We start from the raw sequence: 17,759 nt of genomic DNA, 5'->3' as shown, positions 1-17,759 counted from the left end.
GCTCAATTCTTCTATCGTGGTTCCCTGAAAACTTAAGAGTATACATTTCGCTCGCTCTCTTACTTGATGATGTTTACTAGCTCGATAAATTCTCTCTAGCATTTTCTGGCTCTCGGGGTTTAGGTCTCTAATCAATCTCATTGTATTTTCCTGCTACTTCGTTTTTTCATGTATTATACTTCTTAATTTTTTATTTGGGTAATTAATTTTGCATGACTACTTATTAATAAATATTTTACACACTTGATACTGGGTAAGCAAGAGGCTACGGCACTACTAACAGATCATTTCCTCTAAAAAAATGGAGAATCACGTTTTTATCCATGACTACAATGCACAGTAAAGCAAAGGATTAAGCCTCCATCACTACTACCGAATCACCACCCATCAAGAGTAAGACTGATTCTGTATTCTGTGCTACCGTTTGAATTGGGAATTACTGTCTAGAATTTGGTATCGACGACTGGCGACTGGCTCCCCAAAACGAAAACTGGCTCTTCGGGACTTGGTATGGTTCGATATGGGGGCATAAATCGACTAAATCCTTATCTGGCAAGAGATTTAATTGATTAGTTCGCTCTAGATCGCAAACAATTGACAAAAATCGCGGTAATGTCTGTCTCTATAAGGGTTGCATTCCTTATAACCCCCATCCATTGCATAACACAAACCGAAGAGCACGAAAACTTTATACCTCGCCCTTGAGATGACTGTTATAAGTTATGTTGAGAAATGTGTAGAGTTGGAGCAAATCCTTGACGGGAACCTAAGGTCTTGTGATAACTTGTATAGGAGTTATCGACAAGACCCTATCAGCTAGACAGACCCTTCCAGTTTCTCTATGTTTCATCCTAACCAATCGGAAACCCGCGAAGATATCCGTGAGTATGTGGCTCAACTACAACTTCACATGGCTTTACAAGCTCGTAATCTCGTGCCTAGTCTGACTAATACTAGAGATAGTCGCGAGAAACTGCTGCAGGATACCCAGGCGACTATTGAAAAAATCGTTTCTCGTCATTTCTAGTTGACCGATTTTAGCATAGTCACTTGAGCCACAGGACAGGCAATACAGGTGCCACAATTGCCACTGCGATTGTTTGATAACAGTATTGACTAGAGCTTTCGGTTTTTGGGTAGTCATCATTTTTGCCCCTTTTTTGCCTGATTCTGGACAGGTTACTTTAACAACAGCAGACAGTTAACAAATAGGATATTTTCCCTTTGTCAAGTTAAGGAAGTTACAGTGAGTTGGATGCTATCTCGATTATTGCCATAGGCGATGATCACATCGTTAGCAAAGCAGTAAAGCCGTCCTGTTTTTGGGGCTATAAACTGTTTATTTGTGCCGATGAGGAAGAAACTATCTTGATCTTTATCAATTGAACCAATCAGTGAAAACCAAGGTGAATTAGGCATTCGTCGTAGTCCTTCAGATAGTTTCAGCAAGAAATTAGGACTTTCATAACCATCAGCATTACAGGCAATTGTCCAGTCTGTCCATTGACCTGTTGCTTGAAAATGATATTCTTGTCCAGCGACAATACGCTTAAATTCTATAGGGGAGGAAAAGCGCAGGATTTTCCCATGTATCGCCTTTCCTCCTTAAAGATTTCAACTTTGCCATCACTTCAAGAGTTGCACATTATCTGAGATTATTTTTAATAACCACAAACCAAGGTCTGAAATCAGGTTTGGTGACTTTGATGTGTCCCTGATCGTCTAGAGAAACAATCGTTTTTGCCACACTATCTCCTACATTCCCACCGATGACTTCTAATTGATTGTTATTTTTGGCAACCACAATATCACAATGAGATTCAAAATCTCCTTGATCAATAATCTTCCAATAGGTTAAACCCGCATTTTCTCCTCGCGGCGCACAGATTAGATCGCCAACAGATGGACGAATCCAATCAATGTGATAGCCTCGAAAAGAAGCATTAGGATTGTCCCGATTTTTGACGGCATCAAGGATGTAAGTAGCGTGACGGACACTATATTTAAACTGATCACCTGCCCCTGATTGTTTCATAATAAAAGAAATAAAAGCGGCTGACCAAGGATAATTATCCCAGCCTCCTTGATTTTTATCTGCTATTCTGGGTAATCTACAAAAGTCACCTCTAGGGGGTGTTTTTACACTGCGCCAGTAACGATTAACTATGTTACATTGAGCATATTCTAGAGGTCTTTCAGCTGTTCCTGTATCTCTGCGTATTTCAGTATCTGCTTTAGCTCTGACAACAATGGGTGGATTATGAAAATTTCGCCATTCTTTAACAGCGTTTTCAGCCACTTTTTCTTGAAAGATATGAGCTTTTGTTGCCCCAGTAATGACTAAAAAGCTAATAGTTAATAATCCACCAGCAATTAGAGTATTGAAAAGTTTCATAACTCCCTACTTTCCCTTATTTGAGAGATAGAAAAAAAGATAATTAAAACAATGGACAAAGATTCAATTGATCAACAATCTTCTGAACCTGCTGTAACAGAGCATCAGCTTCAGGACAAATTTCAGCTTCTAGGCGGTTAATTGGTCCCCAATGTTTTCGGAGATTTCTTAAGCCAATAGCAGCAAATTCGGCGGCAAAAGCCGGACAAGCTTTCGACAAGCGTTGAAATTCTTTCCCTTTCCCTTCTCCATAGTTTTCCCAGTCTTGAGGAGGACAAGTAACCCCTTCCTTAAAGATTTCGATAAACCCTGATAAATTGGCTAAATACTGTTCAAATAATTGGGGTAATAATGGACTAGCACTGCGGGCATTATAGCTTGTTTGAAATAATCCAGCTTCCGCCGTTTCAGCAGTGGTATTGCTGGCTGAACGATCACGTCCTTCACAGTATTTTCCAGAACTTTCCCGCATTCCTAAACCTATCAGCAAGACAAATAAATGTCTGAGGGTATCAACCCCTGCCACGCTATTATTCATCCCTAAATCACGGAATTTCTGAGCGTAGTGTGCTAAGGCATCTTTATCGGAGTTTCCTGTGTTAGCTTTCGCCATTTCTTTGGCAAAGGGATTAGCTGCTTTCAACTGGCAATAAACCTTAGCGTAGACAACTGCCATCCCTTTAATGTAACCTTTGGGTGCAACTCCTCGATCGAGCCAGTGATAACGGGCTATTTGGGAATTAGCGGCAACCTCAATAATTTTATCAAGTCCATCCGTGGCGTAAACAACATTAATATAGATACTGGTTTCTGCCTTTTTTTGATTTCCTTGCTCAAAACCGATGGCGGTAATTTTGCGCTCACCGATATTGGTAAATCCTGAATAAGTAATCGACCAAGAATCATCCGCTTTAACCTGACCACTGCCTAGGGAATATTGTTCGTCTGCTTTTAGTTCTACAGTGACTATTCCAGGATCGACTTTGCCTGTAAAAGTAACAGGTTTTAGACATTCAAATCGAGCATGATTGGTAGGATTGATAATTTGTAAGGTACTCATACAGTTCTCCTTTAAAGTTGACCTAAGATTGAATTTCTAAACAGTCATCAATAGGTTATCTAACTGATTGACTAAGTTAATTAGCGTTGCAGGTGTTCCTAGCTTAACTGCCAAGATTACTGCTCCAGCGAGATTGACAACACACTTGACAATATCGATCAATTTGTTGGTCTTTTTGACTCTTTGAATAGCTTTCTGCGCTTCCTGAATAGATTTTTGAAGTCGAGTCGCTGGGGCTTCTAAATCGGTTAGAATTTGTTGAAAGATAATCAGGCTCAAATCATCCACAAATTCTAATAATCTTCTCTCATAGCGAGCAATCACTAAAAATTCTTCAGGAGTTAACTCACCTTGATTAAATAATTCATAGCGTTTTTGCTGGAGAAAAGGGACTAAGTTTAGGATTTTCTGAGCAAGGTCTTTAGCGTCTGAGCGAGTCATTGTGTTCATCATTTTACCTCAAATTAAATAGGATAAATAGTAAGCATCTCTACGGAGCTTTTTGGTTGAGTTTAGCCACTAAAGGTTTAGCTTCTTTGAGATAGTTATCTAAAACTTTTTGAGCTTCTTTTAATTGTTCCTGAGAAGGAGGCTCTAAGTTTTGATAGATTTCATCTGTTGTGGCCGTAGAATTCTGAGGACAGAATGATTGAATTGCTTTTTTATCCATATTATTTCCGAAAATTACGGCTAGTTCATGATGATTTTGAGCCGTGAGAGATAATAATGCAATATAAGTCTCCGCTTGCTCTTTTCGACCGTTTAATTGAGCCTTTTCTTGGGTATATTGTTGGGTAATTGTTTGAATTTCATTGGCAAACTCTGGCATATTATTGCGATAGCGAGTGGGTGCTTGTTGAAATCGCTCTTCAAAGTAACGATAGAGTCCACCTTTTTCAGCTTCTAACCAAGTATCTCGGTAAAGTTGATTAACTTCATTGAGCAACAAAATATATTGTTGAAAATTTTTATCTTGGCAAACAATAACAGATTTAAGATTTTTACGCTGAATGGGCTTAACAACAAAATTATCCAGTAAAAAGCCAACGATATTTTCTCCCGCTTTAACATAATCTGAATTGATCTGCACGGATATTTTAGCTTTTCCAAAGATGGAATTGAGATTGGTAATGGCACTCCCAATATCCGTGAGACTTTGGTTCAGTGAAACCCGTTGATCACCTGCCAATTGTCCGAGGGATTCTAAATAATTGACGGCAAGAAGATTGGCTTGAATGGTAGATTTAGCGACGGGTTTAAAGCGATCGCATCGTTCATCCATTCTAATCGGGGGAAACTTATAAGGATTAGAATCTCCCGTGACTGGAAATTCTTCAAATCCTTCTAATGTTCTTGTCCGACTATTTTCACGAGTTAAAACGCCAGAAGGAGACGGAAATTGAGTTTGAGCAAAGGATGATTGGAGTTTCTCGGTTTCATCCAGTCGGTTTTCTCGTCTAAGACAGGATTCATATATATCTTTTCCCAGCTTTTCAGATGTTTCTTGAATTGTTCCTGATACCTTACTAAATTCTCGGACTTGGCTTAAATCCTCATGGCAACCACTGGTTATTAGAGTCAGCGAAATCAGAGAAATCCAAAGACTTGATTGCCGAAGATTCGCTTTGACATTTTTACGGTGAAGTTTCATAGAAAACAACCTCCTTTTGAGTTGATTTCTCTAACTTTTAATCAATCGACATTTTTGTAGAACAAATGATTACCAATTGTTTTTGTTAAGGTGGCACCTTGAGTCCAAGAAGGTTTAACGGATTTTGCATGATAATGAGTTGCTCCATTCGTTGGATCAGGGATAGTGCGGGTAAGAACTTTTCTAGCACTTTCACGACAATTATCGAACACTGGGTCGCCTATTTTAACCGACTTGATTTTTGCTCGATTTGCATCTGAAGGATTCCAACAGGAAAACTGCCAAGATTTAAGACATACGTTTACAACATCCTTGCCATACCATGTTTGTTTAGCAACACGATTAAGAATGACCCAACCTACTGCAATTTGTCCCAGTTCAGATTCTCCGCGTGCTTCCCCATAAATTGTTCGAGCCATAATATCCGAAGCGTCTGGGGCCACCTCACCGCTATCACTTCCAGAATCAGGTAAATTAATGGGATCGCCAATTTGAATTAGATTGGGATTAGAAATTTGTGGATTAAGATTAAGCAATCTTGTGAGGGATAAATTATGGTTTTGGGCAATTTTGTAGAGGCTATCTCCTGCCTTAACTTTGTATTGATTCGCCATGAGCTTTTCTCCTGATAAATTTGGGAAACATCGGTTAGGTAAAATTGAAGCCAAACCTAACTAATTTAAGATCACTTAATTTGACAATGCCCTTTTAACGGCTTGACGAATTTGCTCTAAACGCACGGTTGTGCCATTCGGTGTTCCAGGGCAAGAATTATAATCACGATCGCGGTGTCCTAAAATACGAGGAAGGTTGCGATTGGGGTTTCCAGAAAAATAGGTGGGAGTAGAAACAAGAACAGTAGGATCATTAATACCCATCCGTTTACACAACTGAGTGCAAAGAGCAACCGCAGAATTGAATTGTGTATCTGTAATACTGCTTGATACATAGTTTCCATCAAAAGCAATACCAAAACCGTCATTAACTTTGTCATGCGCCCCTCGTTTGCGGTCATAACGACCTTCATAAATACGACCACTGGGCATAATGACATAGTGATAGCCAATGTCAGACCATTGGAGGGAATTTACATGATAATCGCGAATACTTCTCATGCGCTGAAATTCGCTGGTTTGGTTTGCACTCGGAGACAAAGCAGGATTAGTAGTGTGATGAATGGTAATGCGTTGGGCATTAAGATTGGGAAGGCTAGAAGGAGTAGGCGGTGCGCCCCAAACTTGACGAGTGATAATGTTAAGGGTAGGAGAACTTTCTTGAATATCGATCTCTTTTTGGAGCTTTTCTTGATCTGATGCAATGACTTCTAGCAATCGCCGTCCACCTTGAGAAAGGACAATCTGTGCATCCCACTTCCCCCCTTCAACGATGGGTTTAGCCACATCAAATTGCCCATCAATACGAATTAGCAATTCTTCACCATTAGCAAGGTTATCGACTTCTCCCTTAATGACAAAAGGTTCTGATGTTTTGATAGTTGTAGGTAGATGGGTGATGCGAATAGTGGCAACAGCTTCCACTACTTGAATATTGGCGTATGCTGTATTATCTGTGGGATCGCCAATGACAATTTTTAAGCGGCGATCACCCGCAGACAGAAAGACTAAGTTAATTTGCCAAGTTCCGTCATCTGCAACGTTTCCCCCTGAGACTTTATACTGATAATCAATGATTAATTCAACGGGTTTTTCTCGTAGATCATCTGATGCTGTTCCTTTAATGACAAAATTCTGATTAGTTTCGATTGTTTCGGGAACACTGGTAATAGTAATCATGATGACTTCCTCCAATTTAGTAAATGGTTGAAATGGGAAAAATTTAATTATTGAAATGAGAGTAATTAATCCTCATCTAAAATCAAACTAAATTCGATAGTTTGTAAGAGATTTCCATCTCGATCTAAAGCACGGAATTTGAATAAATTCTCCTCTGTACTATCCAGTTGAATCTCAAATTTCCATTGTCCATCCATCGGTTCAACTTCCCCGATAATGAACATTACCTCTCCACTAACAGTCGTAATAATCTTGGTGACAGAAGCATTTGCCATCCCTGAAAAAGTAAGCGGCTTACTAATATTATGAACCGTTTCAGGGGTTGGGTACTCTACTGTAAAAACAGATTCTGATAAGGATATTGGCGCAGGTTTTGCAATATTATTGTATTCAACAATTAAATCAATTGATTCAAATCCCTGCTGATGATAGTCAGCCATAAATGCTTGAAATGTTTGCCAATCTTGAGGATTAATTAAGCCAATTGCTCCAGCAGAACCGGGAGGCTCATCATCAAATTCAATAGCAAAACTTCCCCGTTTAACACCATGTGCATCTACAGTATCTGGCTCAATCAAGTAAAAATTTTCTTCACTCTTCGCTTCTGGAGTTAAGTCAAAAGGTAGGGTTGAAACAGTATAAGCGGCAATTCCTACCTTCCCGCAGCAAGGAATCGGACCGCGGCCAATCAAACTTTGAGCAGAGATAAACTGATAGAGAGGAAAACCCGATGTTGCCTCATAAATATTTTTTGCTTCATCTCTTTCCATAATCGCCAATTGACCCTTCACTAAGGTCTGATAACTATCAGGTATCTCCTCTAAAGATGAGGGATCATCATTCAAATTCATCGTAAACCGTAGCCAACTCATAATCTTATCCTCCTAGAAATAGATAAATTAGGCACAATTTTCACTCGAAATAAATCTAGCTAATGGTGAGTCTGAATGAAATTGTTTGCAGTAAACGACCGGATGAATTGTAGGCTTGAAAAGTGAAAGGACGATTGACTCCACGGTTTAAAAACTTGTAGTCAAAACGCCATGTTGCGCCTACATTGGTCAGTTCAGCAATTTTGAAAGGACCACCGGGACCGACTAAGGCGATGATTTTTGAGACTTCTGGTTTTGCCGTTCCTGAAAAGGTAATAGAGGTATTAACAGGTTGGTTTTGACCTGAAGTGGGTTGCTGTACGGTGAAAACTTGAGATTGAGGTAGCAGCGGAGAACTACCGTTGTACTGAACAATTAAGTCAATACGATTATGTCCTCGTTGACGATAGGCTTTAAGATATTGATCGCAATCATTCCACTCAGAACGAGTTCGGATGACAATACAACCAGCAGAACCAGGACTGCGATCATCAAAATGAATACCAAATTGACTTCTTGCAATACCATTAACAAATATCCTTCCCTCAGACCATCGCGAATTGAGAATATGATAAAAATTGCTACGGATTCCAGGTGTATTGGTATGATTAATTGGAGAGGTACTAACAGAATAATTGGTTATGCCAACCTTGCTGCAGGATGGAATCGGTCCTTTAGCCCTTGTAGATTGATCATTGAGGCATTGATACGGAGCATATCCTGATGTTGCTGTCCAAGATTTAATGGAAGTGTTTCCTTCCATGACATGAAGTTTGCCTTGACGGAACTGATTAGTTCGTGATGTTGGCAAATCCATTTTAAAGAGTAAATAAGCCATAATTGATTCTCCTTTCTAATCAAAAGTGTTTTTCGATCATTTAAGCAATTACTGTTGTCCCAGTGATTAAATCTTTAAACTTTGCTGCAACCTGATTTTCCCAAGCCTGAAAAATCAGATCATCTTCAAATAATTTTTGAGGATTAATGGTAGAATTAGGATTGATCAGAACTCCGATATCCCGGTATTCAGGCTGCTCATCTAAAGCGTAGGCCGCCAATTCACTGCAAATCCATTTATCAGGACAATTGAGAGCTTCAGACAGTAATTTTTTGACTTTTTGCCGTGATAAAAGATTGAGTATCTGACCGGGTAAACTTCCAGAAAAGGCATGAGCTAGGATTAGTTTATAGTCATATTTTTTACCTACTTCTGGTTTGAGAATCTCAACAATACGCTCTGCAATCTCATCAGTTAAATCTTTGGGTTTGCGGAAGAAAATTTGGCAATTAGAAGGTTCAAAATAGGGATACAGAGGATTTTCTTCTACCATATTCGTGCCAGCATTCGCTTCAATACAGGTATTTTCACCCGTAACGATGAGAGCGTGAGTAGCAGAAATATTGCTGATTTTATCCCACTTAGTAAAATAAGCAATCCCCCGACCGACTGGATTTGTTCCGTCATAGGTAAAACCGATGTAACCCTTGTTATAGTTAACTCCGTAAACAGGGTTCAAGGTGACGATTTCAAGTTCGGCTTTTTGTTGTAGTTGAGTAGTCATTTTTTTGCCTCTCAGAACGTAACAAAGGACGTTTTAACTCTGTGCGGAAGTGAAATAGATGAGTTAGACAGCTGGCGTGACTAGGTAAAATTAGGTGCGGTATTTATACTTACTACTCTAGATCGTCTATCAGAATTTACTGTCTTAAAGAGCGCAAATTAACATATTTCTTGAGGTTTCTATATATAAGTTTACAGAATATTGTTCAGCTATTTATTGCTAAAAAAAGTTGAGTTTGATTGAAAACCATCCTAACACCTAAGCTCGCCAATCTGAACTTTAGCCGATTCTCGATCGCAATTTTAGGCCACCCTAGCACTTCGCTCTTTTCCTACAAGGATTTTTACCGAGAAAAATGATCTGTCTGCCTGAGAACAGGCTATAGTGATCATCAAACCCTCAGTGAAAAACTTCCCGTGTCTTCAGTATTCCGCCTTCCTCCCTATTTTTCTCCCGCTCTGCAGCGTCGAGTCATCAAAACTCTCGCCGCAAAAAAAACCCGTCAATTCTTGACATGGGCGGCAGCTTGTGCTAGTTTTTTGATCCTCTGGGCGTGGAATTGGCAGTTAGTTTTGGCCACTTTAACCGGGGTGGGGGCGATGATCGGAGTTTACCATCTCCAGGGGCAAAACTGGCCATCGCTGTGGCTGTGGGGGCGTGCTTTTTTCAGCGCCGACAGCGGTAAGTTAACTTTAGCGGTAGTCTGTGGCGGTTTAGGCAGTTTAGCCACCTATCTCGCTGTGGCCATTTGGACCTATGCCGAAAATCGCTGGTTGGCCCTGGCCTCAATTTTGCAAGGATTTGGCACGGTTTTGACTTTAATCCTGCTAGGATGGCATTTTCTCGACCATCGCGGTGAAAATGAGTCAAAAAACTTCGATCGCTGGTTAGAAAAATTAACAGTCAATGATCCCTTAATGCGCTTAATGGCCGTCCGACGTTTAAGTGAAATGGAACTTTCCCCCAGTCGTCGAGAACAATGCCAAGAATACTTCCGCTATCTTCTCTCACGAGAAACCGATGCACAAGTGCGATCGGCTTTATTGGATAATTTTTCTGGCAAAGAAGCAATCAAACCGCAACCTTTACAAATACCCCTACAGGTGAAAAAATCCCTCTTGAAATATGATTAAAAAGCTCTCTGCTATTAGCAATCAGCCCTCAACTAAAGCTGACTGCTAGAGGCTGAGGAGGATATTTTTTTACACCAAAGTTAACTCGCGCTCCTCGATATTTTGGAACATCAGCGTACTCAGATAACGTTCTCCAAAACTAGGCTGAATCACCACAATTAATTTACCCTCATTTTCCGGTCGTTGGGCTAGTTGAATTGCGGCACAAAGATTGGCACCGGAAGAAATCCCCGAAAGTAAACCCTCTTCTTTTGCCAAACGACGACCAAATTGAAAAGCTTCCTCATCACTGACGGTAATTACCTCATCAATCAGATCTGTGCGTAAAACTTCTGGAATAAAACCCGCACCGATACCCTGAATTTTATGGGGACCGGGATTACCCCCGGAAATCACCGGACTATTGAAAGGTTCCACCGCGACTACTTGAAAACTAGGTTTACGAGATTTAATCACTTCAGCGACTCCCGTAATCGTGCCTCCAGTACCCACACCCGCAACAATAAAATCTACCTGTCCGTCGGTGTCTTGCCAAATTTCCTCAGCAGTGGTGAGACGGTGAATTTCTGGGTTAGAAGGGTTGCGAAATTGTTGCAACATATAAGCCCCGGGGATACTATCGACAATTTGCTGCGCGCGTAAAATTGCCCCTTTCATACCTTGGGAACCGGGGGTAAGTTCTAGGGTAGCACCGTAGGCTTTTAACATCGCCCGGCGTTCTAAACTCATCGTTTCTGGCATAGTTAAAATCAAGCGATAACCCTTAGCTGCCGCAGTCATCGCGAGGGCAATTCCCGTATTGCCAGAGGTGGGTTCCACTAAAACCGTGGTTTCTGGATTGATTAAACCCGCTTTTTCGGCGCTATTAATCATGTGAGTGCCAATGCGGTCTTTGACGGAAGCAGCGGGATTCATCCCTTCTAATTTCATCACAATTCGGCCAAGACAGCCCTCCGCTTGGGGAATCCGATTCAATTGTACTAAAGGTGTGCGGCCAACCAATTCGGTGACATCGTGAGCGATACGCATGATATTTTCTCAGTCTGGGTGATTCGTGTGCTTAGTTATAGCGGTAAGTTCTCAGCTTTAGCGTTTGAGAATTTCCTCACTAGCCAAGGAGGCGCTATATAGCTCACTTATAGCAAAGGCCAGCCCTAGATCGGCAAAATTTCCATTTTCCTTTGTTTCTTTAATCAGTCCGCCTAGCTTGAGAGGATGTCCTATAAAATCTAGATATGATAGGAATGGGATTTTTCTGACAAACTGAAGGTTTTCCCACTGGTGAAAGAGGCTAATCCGTCTTATTTAACCCCTGAAGAACAAGCTTTATCCCTAGAGCAACGTCTGGCTTTTCTCAAGTTACCATTGATTGAGTGCAGGCGTATCCTTGAAGGGCAGGCTGAGTCTATGCTTGACCACTATCAGCAGGATTCTGAATGGCAGCAGTTAATTTCAGGTGATAGCATCAGCTACTAACTTTTAAATTCTGAAAAGTAGGTTACTTTGCTATGGCTAACTCACTAAAATATGCTGAGATACTATCCAAATTTTTGAGAAAAAAGCGATAATTCAACCTCGCTGATTACTGATAACTGATAAGTAGTCGGACATAAATTCTGTTGTCTATCTTGAGAAATGTAAATTGCCGCAATTCTTACTGACTACTGACTCCTGACTACTATCTCCTGACTCCTATCTCCTGAATCCCGTCTCCTGAATCCTATCTCCTAACCCAATCGTAGATGTTGGATTTTTGCAGGAGTTCTAAGGTAGCCGATTTACAATGAAAGACTTCTTCGGTGAAGAAGGCACACTGCACATGGTGCCGGTATCAGTATTTGTGATTTACAAGCCAAAGGTGACACTTACTATCAGCACACAGACATACACTGAAACGGTGAAGAGTTACTACGATGCCTCGGCAAGCGTCTCGATTTTTGGACTAAATTTCTCGCTGGCGGGTGGTGAAGAGAAGTTTGTCCAAGACGGACCAAATGACACCAAGATCATTACATTTGACTCCTTCAGCGACCCGACCGCAACCCCGTTAGTCTTTGGAATGTCTTCCCAAGCTTTCTATCCGCCACCAGCACCAGCAAGCTAGTGTGATCGCCGATCTTGTAGTGCGATCGCATCGCCTGTAGGTTGGGTTGACGCAAGGAAACCCAACTTCCATATTCATATTAAAATAAGAGATAAGTTTTCAAAAATTCTGAACCTGATGAAAATCAAAGCTATTATTCATCCAGCCGAAGAAGGCGGTTACTGGGCTGAAGTTCCCGCTCTGCCCGGTTGTATAACAGAAGGAGATAGTATGGACGAAGTTGTCGATAACCTCCAAGATGCCATACAAGGCTGGTTAGAAGTTGCCAATGAAAGCAAACAACCTGAATCTAGGTCAGAAGTGATTGAAATTGCTGTATGAAATCAATATCAGGGAAAAAACTCTGTAAAATTGTCGAAAAAAAAGGTTGGATACTCAAAAAAATTACCAGTAGTCACCATATTTATGAAAAGGAGGATGAAGATAAAATTCTATCTATTTCTGTACACCGCAATCAGGACTTAAAAATTGGAACTTTAAAATCAATTATGAAAATAGCTCGATTATCGGAAGATGACTTATAAGCTTTCGTAGGGTGCGTTAATGTTAATGTAACGCACCATCAATTTTCTAATATGCGGTGGGTTACGCTGTCGCTAACCCACCCTACAGTGCTACTGTGAAGAGACAAGCTGATGTCCGAGGTTATAATGGTCAAAGAGTTAAAAAAGAAATTAATCTAATCAATAGCCACAATGAAGGTACAGCCAAATGAGTCAAGTCTTAACCCTAGAATTGAGCGATGAAGTTTATGCCGCCCTGCAACAGCAAGCTAAAATATTAGGTATCGACCTGTCAGAATTAGTAACAACTTCCCTAGAGCGACAGTATCGCTTGAACAAAAATAAAGACCAACGCACGGAAGCCGAAAAAGAAGCAGCACGTCAACGCTTTCGAGCGCACGCTGGCTCAATTAGCGGCTATCCGACAGGAGCAGATAATGAAAGCATTGATGCTGACTTAGGGAGAGAGTATGGAGATACTCATGAGGAGACATGAAATCGGTGATACTCCTCGATACTTCTGGGTTACTTTGCTATGTCTATCGTGATCAACCAGGACATGAAGAAGCTGTCCAATTGTTAGATAGTGCAGGTAAAAGCATCACCCACAGTTACGTTTTAGCAGAGTTAGTTGCTCTAGCTCAAGTTCGCCATTACCCGCGTTTAGCTACCCTAGAATTTATCACCGATTTGCTAGAAAATCCAGATATCGAGACAGTTTGGATAGATGAGCCTTTACATCGTGCTGCTGTCAAACTATTGATGGCACGGCAAGATAAGACTTATTCCTTATGTGATGCAGTTAGCTTTTTATTGATGCGTCAGTTCAATATTAATGAAGCATTAACCACCGATCGCCATTTTGAGCAAGAAGGTTTTCACCGTTTACTTGTATTCTAAAAAGGGCAGAGCTACGTCAGGGGTTGGTATTTCTCCAACTGGTACTCTTGCCATTTCCCCGACCCCCGTTCGGTGAGGGATTGGGCGTTTCCCAACTGCGCGGCAGCTTCCCGCCAGAATTGTTCAAAGTTCTGCCGCAGTTCTCCGGTGGCAATCATTGATTTTAACGCGATAATTTAGTCAACAATTCCAAGAGTTTTTTACTATTAGGAGTCAAGAGAGTTCGACGATAGGCATCGGCGGCCTTTTTAATCGCTTCCGCTTGGGTGGGATAGGGATGAATAACAGTAGAGAGTTTACTCAATCCGATTTTGGCAACCATAGCGGTGGTAATTTCGGAAATCATCTCACCGGCGTGAGCGGCGACGATAGTGGCTCCTAAAATTTGGTCGGAACCTTGTTTGTGAATAATTTTTAGAAAACCTGCTGTTTCGCCATCAGTGATAGCTCGATCGACTATACTCAAAGGAATTTTAATAGTATTAGTGACCAATCCCTGGGCCTGTGCTTGGGTTTCATCCATACCCACCCGGGCGATTTCTGGGTCGGTATAAGTGACCCAAGGCATAACTAAATTACTGAGCTTATCGCGTCCGAAACCGAAGGGAGAAAAAAGGGTATTTTTAATCACAATACGGGCGGCTGCATCGGCGGCATGGGTAAATTTCCAATCCATACAGATATCACCAGCCGCATAAATTTTCGGGTTAGTAGTTTGCAGATAATCATTGACTTTAACTCCCCGACGAGTATCGTATTCCACGGCCACCGCTTCTAAATTTAATCCTGACAGATTAGGCACCCGGCCAGCAGCGACTAAAATCTCATCAACGGTGATAGTTGCTCCTTGACCGTTGCTAGTATATTCAATGGTTTTACCCCGTTCATTTTTTGTCACCCGTTCAATTTGGCAAGAGAGAATTAATTGCATTCCTTCCCGCAGGAAAGTATTCTCAATAATTTCGGCCGCTTCTTGGTCTTCTTTATTCAAAAGATGGGAATAATTATGAAATAAAATCACCTGTGCGCCTAACCGTTGAAAAGCTTGAGCTAATTCACAACCAATCGGCCCGCCACCGATAACAGCTAATCGGGGAGGTAATTCTGTGAGGGAAAAAATTGTTTCATTGGTATAAAATCCCGCTTCTTTTAGTCCCGGGATATCGGGATGAAAAGCCCTAGCACCAGTGGCAATGACGGCTTTTTTATAAGCGAGGGTTTTTCCCGTGACTTCCACGGCATTTTGTCCTAGAAAACGAGCGCTACCCAAGAAGACATCGATACCTAGTTTTTGGAAACGTTGCACCGAATCATGATGACTAATATCGGCGCGAATTTGCCGCATTCTGGTCATTACTCTGGCAAAATCTACTCTAGTATCTCCAATATCAATTCCTAATTTTTTGGCTTTCTCAATTTCCCCGATAATTCTAGAGGAACGAATCAGACATTTAGAAGGAACACAACCGAAATTGAGGCAATCTCCCCCCATGAGATGTTTTTCCACTAAAGCCACTTTTAACCCTATATCTAAACCCGCCGCTCCCGCCGCTACGACTAAACCCGCAGTACCCCCACCAATGACGACTAAATCATAACAATCTTGGGGTTGGGGATTGAGCCAATCGGCAGGATGAACATAATTAACTAATTTTTGATTATGTTCGTCCATGGGGAGAATACTAACTTCACTGGAGCTATTTTGAAACATAGTGAACTACCTCGACTCCCTAGGCGCAGTTACCGCCTTTATTCTGTAGTTTATAGTCAATAAATTTCCCTCTTGACCAAGTTGGTAGAGTAAGTTTCTTGGTTCTATGTTAGTTGTTGTTGTATTAATCGGACAAAACCTGATGAGCCTTTCTCTGTCAACTCTTAAGGAGTCGTGCGTTTTATTTTTCAATTGGGGATTTAAGAGCCAATTTTAAAGGCTTCTAGAAATAAACTATAGGTGATACCAATTTTTAGTAAATTGAAAGATTCTCGCAGAATCGGTGCTGGTTTAGCCTGGGAACTTTTTCGATAAACAATCCGGCTAGTCGCCTCCGTAAACAGCAGTAATAAACCGGCAGCGGTGACATCCCATTGAGCAGTTTGGCCAGCAGTAGTGACAATTGCTTGCCCAGAAAAAGCTCCAAATAAAACACAAATTATCTGGAGGGAAATCCGCCGCCAAGGATTACCAAAAAAGCTATTAAATCGACTGCTGGTGACATTAGCCAGCGTACTTAAACGGGTGCGTTGCATGGTCATATTTATTTAGAAGTAATACGATTAAGAAGCCACAAAGAGGTAACAATACCAGTAAAGTGCGCGAGAATTGTATTAGTATTAGCCTGCACAATTAACAGGTCAACAGAATTAACAAATTGACTGGGGTTAGAGGCAACATTAAAAGTGCCTTGAGGAACATTGAGGGATTTAATTAAGACGATTCCCGCTAACGCTTGCGCGCCCAAAATCGTTAAAAACATCCCGATAATATTAGCGATTAAACCCTGACGGATTAATTGAATAGTATCGGATTTTTTCGGGCGACTATCTTGATCACCCCCCAACATTTGACGGGCGATTTTCATGTAACGAGAAGAAAAGAAAATGGCGACTACCAAGAAACAAGCCCCACCAATGGCACATAAAACACCGATTTCAATACCGGAAGTGCGTTGTCTCGTCCCTAATAAACTAGCGGTAGCAATGAGCAATAAAACCCCTGAAATTACGCCTAGGACAATCTGCGTCCAAAAACCGATTCTTCCCTGACGTAAAAGGATATTAGCAGCCCGTTGGACGGCTGGAGGCAAGGAATAAAGATCAGAATCTCTAGTGGTGGATATATTGGTAATTTCTGATTGTTTGTCTCTCATCGGGGTTAAGCTAGGGATTGGGTAAATCTGGTCTTGATCTATTTTCGTCTTTTTTTTTGCCCATGGCTAGAGATTTAATTTTGGCACTGACTGGCTATCTGTTTAGCTTCTACCTGTAAACGCTGGGCCATACGAAACATTTCTTGACCGGTGTGGAGAGAGTGATCATCGTAGTTAAGGGCAAAGGTTTCTAATTCTTCTAGTCCGTCAGTGAGATGATTGAGACAGTAGTACACAGAGGCGGCCACTTTGGCCATTTTGGCAGGGTTGGGCCGTTGGGAAAAGAGGGTTTTGGCTCGATCGAGATTTTGGCGACAGGTTTCTAGATAGTCTTGAAAAACAGCCATTAACTGATCATCGAAGGGATCGGCGGATAGGTGATCGATCTGACCTTTGAGGGGTCGGATAATTTGACCGATCAGGCGATTAATCGGGCTATAGGTCTGGTTATACCACTGTTTGACCAGGGCTTCGTCTTCCTGGACTGCTTCTTTGTAACGATGATAATTTGCCTGGGCGGTGGCGGTGCGTTGGGCGCGTTTTTCGGGAGAATTGGCGATTAGTTGGTTATCGTAGTCCTTTCTTAGTCTCGGATCGCTTAGGATCTCGTAGGCGGCGTTAATAGCGACGATTTTATCGTGACTGGCACTATCGTTTTGACTATCGGGATGGAATTGTCTGGCTAAACGCCGATAGGCCCGTTTAATCTCGTCAGGGGTCGATTTATGGCTGATTTCTAAGGTTTGGTAGTGGTTGCCGGTCATGAGCGCAAGCGATCGATCTGTCTTTTGTGGCGTTGCTGATTTAGGGTATGATTGAGGAGGAAGGCGATCACCCAAAAATACCCATTATCAAACTCAGAAATTATGCAATGTCCTGAATGTCAATCCAATCATATCAATAAAAATGGTCATAAAAA

Annotated in this window: 24 protein-coding genes and 1 pseudogene; 8 read left to right on the top strand and 17 right to left on the bottom strand. The window is 41.4% G+C overall.

All coding sequences use genetic code 11. From position 1 onward, the window contains the following. Positions 1–141: pseudogene (locus tag IQ224_RS13530) on the bottom strand (IS630 family transposase); the annotation flags it as partial. A 700-nt stretch (positions 142–841) separates the two neighbouring features. Between IQ224_RS13530 and IQ224_RS13525 the strand changes: the two are divergent. After that, positions 842–1,027 carry a hypothetical protein gene (locus IQ224_RS13525; protein WP_002731861.1) on the top strand — a complete coding sequence of 62 codons (186 nt, stop codon included), beginning with the start codon at positions 842–844 and terminating at the stop codon, positions 1,025–1,027. A gap of 200 nt (positions 1,028–1,227) precedes the next feature. Here the strand turns inward: IQ224_RS13525 and IQ224_RS24165 are convergent, their stop codons facing one another. The 10 genes from IQ224_RS24165 to IQ224_RS13475 form a co-directional block, all read right to left on the bottom strand. Then, a complete protein-coding gene (locus IQ224_RS24165) occupies positions 1,228–1,419 on the bottom strand; it encodes a hypothetical protein (RefSeq protein ID WP_002741055.1) in 192 nt (63 codons plus the stop codon). A 226-nt stretch (positions 1,420–1,645) separates the two neighbouring features. Further along, complete coding sequence (locus IQ224_RS13515) at positions 1,646–2,395, bottom strand: DUF2272 domain-containing protein (RefSeq protein ID WP_002741054.1); 750 nt, start codon at positions 2,393–2,395, stop codon at positions 1,646–1,648. 43 nt (positions 2,396–2,438) lie between these two features. Continuing rightward, complete coding sequence (locus IQ224_RS13510) at positions 2,439–3,455, bottom strand: hypothetical protein (protein WP_002741053.1); 1,017 nt, start codon at positions 3,453–3,455, stop codon at positions 2,439–2,441. Between the two features lie 36 nt (positions 3,456–3,491). Next, positions 3,492–3,905 carry a hypothetical protein gene (locus IQ224_RS13505; RefSeq protein WP_153044864.1) on the bottom strand — a complete coding sequence of 138 codons (414 nt, stop codon included), beginning with the start codon at positions 3,903–3,905 and terminating at the stop codon, positions 3,492–3,494. 40 nt (positions 3,906–3,945) lie between these two features. After that, positions 3,946–5,106: a hypothetical protein gene (locus IQ224_RS13500; RefSeq protein WP_002741050.1), complete on the bottom strand. Its 1,161-nt coding sequence runs from the start codon at positions 5,104–5,106 to the stop codon at positions 3,946–3,948. Positions 5,107–5,147: 41 nt separating this feature from the next. Continuing rightward, positions 5,148–5,720, bottom strand: a complete 573-nt coding sequence (locus IQ224_RS13495) for a cell wall hydrolase (protein WP_036399485.1) — start codon at positions 5,718–5,720, stop codon at positions 5,148–5,150. Between the two features lie 75 nt (positions 5,721–5,795). Continuing rightward, on the bottom strand, positions 5,796–6,899 hold the full coding sequence (locus tag IQ224_RS13490) for a peptidoglycan recognition family protein (protein ID WP_036399482.1): 1,104 nt from the start codon (positions 6,897–6,899) through the stop codon (positions 5,796–5,798). Positions 6,900–6,964: 65 nt separating this feature from the next. Next, positions 6,965–7,771 (bottom strand): hypothetical protein, encoded by an 807-nt coding sequence (locus IQ224_RS13485; protein ID WP_036399479.1) that lies wholly within the window; start codon positions 7,769–7,771, stop codon positions 6,965–6,967. Positions 7,772–7,826: 55 nt separating this feature from the next. Further along, positions 7,827–8,609, bottom strand: coding sequence for a DUF2778 domain-containing protein (locus IQ224_RS13480; RefSeq protein WP_002741044.1), 783 nt, complete (start codon positions 8,607–8,609; stop codon positions 7,827–7,829). Positions 8,610–8,649: 40 nt separating this feature from the next. Beyond that, a complete protein-coding gene (locus IQ224_RS13475) occupies positions 8,650–9,333 on the bottom strand; it encodes a hypothetical protein (RefSeq protein WP_002741042.1) in 684 nt (227 codons plus the stop codon). A gap of 416 nt (positions 9,334–9,749) precedes the next feature. Here IQ224_RS13475 and IQ224_RS13470 point away from each other — a divergent pair, with 416 nt between their 5' ends. Continuing rightward, the gene (locus IQ224_RS13470; protein ID WP_194033074.1) at positions 9,750–10,466 is read left to right on the top strand and encodes a hypothetical protein; all 717 of its coding nucleotides are present in this window, start codon (positions 9,750–9,752) and stop codon (positions 10,464–10,466) included. A 69-nt stretch (positions 10,467–10,535) separates the two neighbouring features. Here the strand turns inward: IQ224_RS13470 and cysK are convergent, their stop codons facing one another. After that, positions 10,536–11,495, bottom strand: a complete 960-nt coding sequence (gene cysK / locus IQ224_RS13465; RefSeq protein WP_002734500.1) for a cysteine synthase A — start codon at positions 11,493–11,495, stop codon at positions 10,536–10,538. A gap of 252 nt (positions 11,496–11,747) precedes the next feature. On the opposite strand from cysK, the gene IQ224_RS13460 reads away from it, so the two are divergent. From IQ224_RS13460 to IQ224_RS13435, 6 genes are all read left to right on the top strand, one after another. Then, on the top strand, positions 11,748–11,942 hold the full coding sequence (locus IQ224_RS13460; protein WP_002741037.1) for a hypothetical protein: 195 nt from the start codon (positions 11,748–11,750) through the stop codon (positions 11,940–11,942). Between the two features lie 307 nt (positions 11,943–12,249). Then, positions 12,250–12,570, top strand: a complete 321-nt coding sequence (locus IQ224_RS13455) for a hypothetical protein (protein ID WP_036399476.1) — start codon at positions 12,250–12,252, stop codon at positions 12,568–12,570. Positions 12,571–12,687: 117 nt separating this feature from the next. Beyond that, positions 12,688–12,891, top strand: a complete 204-nt coding sequence (locus IQ224_RS13450) for a type II toxin-antitoxin system HicB family antitoxin (protein WP_002734086.1) — start codon at positions 12,688–12,690, stop codon at positions 12,889–12,891. Continuing rightward, on the top strand, positions 12,888–13,094 hold the full coding sequence (locus IQ224_RS13445) for a type II toxin-antitoxin system HicA family toxin (protein WP_002794160.1): 207 nt from the start codon (positions 12,888–12,890) through the stop codon (positions 13,092–13,094). Before IQ224_RS13450 ends, IQ224_RS13445 begins: the two co-directional genes overlap by 4 nt. A gap of 187 nt (positions 13,095–13,281) precedes the next feature. Continuing rightward, positions 13,282–13,569, top strand: a complete 288-nt coding sequence (locus IQ224_RS13440) for a hypothetical protein (RefSeq protein ID WP_002790029.1) — start codon at positions 13,282–13,284, stop codon at positions 13,567–13,569. Positions 13,570–13,574: 5 nt separating this feature from the next. After that, positions 13,575–13,973 carry a type II toxin-antitoxin system VapC family toxin gene (locus IQ224_RS13435; RefSeq protein WP_081106832.1) on the top strand — a complete coding sequence of 133 codons (399 nt, stop codon included), beginning with the start codon at positions 13,575–13,577 and terminating at the stop codon, positions 13,971–13,973. Between the two features lie 11 nt (positions 13,974–13,984). Here IQ224_RS13435 and IQ224_RS13430 read toward each other — a convergent pair whose 3' ends face one another. The 5 genes from IQ224_RS13430 to IQ224_RS13410 form a co-directional block, all read right to left on the bottom strand. After that, on the bottom strand, positions 13,985–14,131 hold the full coding sequence (locus IQ224_RS13430; protein WP_002758360.1) for a hypothetical protein: 147 nt from the start codon (positions 14,129–14,131) through the stop codon (positions 13,985–13,987). Between the two features lie 5 nt (positions 14,132–14,136). Beyond that, positions 14,137–15,684 carry a mercuric reductase gene (locus IQ224_RS13425; protein WP_194033073.1) on the bottom strand — a complete coding sequence of 516 codons (1,548 nt, stop codon included), beginning with the start codon at positions 15,682–15,684 and terminating at the stop codon, positions 14,137–14,139. Between the two features lie 200 nt (positions 15,685–15,884). Continuing rightward, a complete protein-coding gene (locus IQ224_RS13420; protein WP_194033072.1) occupies positions 15,885–16,226 on the bottom strand; it encodes a DUF565 domain-containing protein in 342 nt (113 codons plus the stop codon). 2 nt (positions 16,227–16,228) lie between these two features. After that, positions 16,229–16,840, bottom strand: a complete 612-nt coding sequence (locus IQ224_RS13415; RefSeq protein WP_002741025.1) for a DUF3611 family protein — start codon at positions 16,838–16,840, stop codon at positions 16,229–16,231. Between the two features lie 74 nt (positions 16,841–16,914). Then, positions 16,915–17,604 (bottom strand): J domain-containing protein, encoded by a 690-nt coding sequence (locus tag IQ224_RS13410; protein ID WP_002741024.1) that lies wholly within the window; start codon positions 17,602–17,604, stop codon positions 16,915–16,917. Between the last annotated feature and the right edge of the window lie 155 nt (positions 17,605–17,759).

It is taken from the genome of Microcystis sp. LEGE 00066, from assembly GCF_015207925.1.
GTDB lineage: Bacteria > Cyanobacteriota > Cyanobacteriia > Cyanobacteriales > Microcystaceae > Microcystis > Microcystis ichthyoblabe_A.
Note: the sequence above shows the minus strand (reverse complement) of the source record. Positions and strands in the feature narration are given on the sequence as shown.

Bases quoted from the DNA above. Each gene is read 5' to 3' on its own strand.
- IQ224_RS13525 (WP_002731861.1), top strand. From the start codon at position 842: ATGTTTCATCCTAACCAATCGGAAACCCGCGAAGATATCCGTGAGTAT.
- IQ224_RS24165 (WP_002741055.1), bottom strand. From the start codon at position 1,419: ATGCCTAATTCACCTTGGTTTTCACTGATTGGTTCAATTGATAAAGAT.
- IQ224_RS13515 (WP_002741054.1), bottom strand. From the start codon at position 2,395: ATGAAACTTTTCAATACTCTAATTGCTGGTGGATTATTAACTATTAGC.
- IQ224_RS13510 (WP_002741053.1), bottom strand. From the start codon at position 3,455: ATGAGTACCTTACAAATTATCAATCCTACCAATCATGCTCGATTTGAA.
- IQ224_RS13505 (WP_153044864.1), bottom strand. From the start codon at position 3,905: ATGAACACAATGACTCGCTCAGACGCTAAAGACCTTGCTCAGAAAATC.
- IQ224_RS13500 (WP_002741050.1), bottom strand. From the start codon at position 5,106: ATGAAACTTCACCGTAAAAATGTCAAAGCGAATCTTCGGCAATCAAGT.
- IQ224_RS13495 (WP_036399485.1), bottom strand. From the start codon at position 5,720: ATGGCGAATCAATACAAAGTTAAGGCAGGAGATAGCCTCTACAAAATT.
- IQ224_RS13490 (WP_036399482.1), bottom strand. From the start codon at position 6,899: ATGATTACTATTACCAGTGTTCCCGAAACAATCGAAACTAATCAGAAT.
- IQ224_RS13485 (WP_036399479.1), bottom strand. From the start codon at position 7,771: ATGAGTTGGCTACGGTTTACGATGAATTTGAATGATGATCCCTCATCT.
- IQ224_RS13480 (WP_002741044.1), bottom strand. From the start codon at position 8,609: ATGGCTTATTTACTCTTTAAAATGGATTTGCCAACATCACGAACTAAT.
- IQ224_RS13475 (WP_002741042.1), bottom strand. From the start codon at position 9,333: ATGACTACTCAACTACAACAAAAAGCCGAACTTGAAATCGTCACCTTG.
- cysK (WP_002734500.1), bottom strand. From the start codon at position 11,495: ATGCGTATCGCTCACGATGTCACCGAATTGGTTGGCCGCACACCTTTA.
- IQ224_RS13455 (WP_036399476.1), top strand. From the start codon at position 12,250: ATGAAAGACTTCTTCGGTGAAGAAGGCACACTGCACATGGTGCCGGTA.
- IQ224_RS13450 (WP_002734086.1), top strand. From the start codon at position 12,688: ATGAAAATCAAAGCTATTATTCATCCAGCCGAAGAAGGCGGTTACTGG.
- IQ224_RS13445 (WP_002794160.1), top strand. From the start codon at position 12,888: ATGAAATCAATATCAGGGAAAAAACTCTGTAAAATTGTCGAAAAAAAA.
- IQ224_RS13440 (WP_002790029.1), top strand. From the start codon at position 13,282: ATGAGTCAAGTCTTAACCCTAGAATTGAGCGATGAAGTTTATGCCGCC.
- IQ224_RS13430 (WP_002758360.1), bottom strand. From the start codon at position 14,131: ATGATTGCCACCGGAGAACTGCGGCAGAACTTTGAACAATTCTGGCGG.
- IQ224_RS13425 (WP_194033073.1), bottom strand. From the start codon at position 15,684: ATGTTTCAAAATAGCTCCAGTGAAGTTAGTATTCTCCCCATGGACGAA.
- IQ224_RS13420 (WP_194033072.1), bottom strand. From the start codon at position 16,226: ATGACCATGCAACGCACCCGTTTAAGTACGCTGGCTAATGTCACCAGC.
- IQ224_RS13415 (WP_002741025.1), bottom strand. From the start codon at position 16,840: ATGAGAGACAAACAATCAGAAATTACCAATATATCCACCACTAGAGAT.
- IQ224_RS13410 (WP_002741024.1), bottom strand. From the start codon at position 17,604: ATGACCGGCAACCACTACCAAACCTTAGAAATCAGCCATAAATCGACC.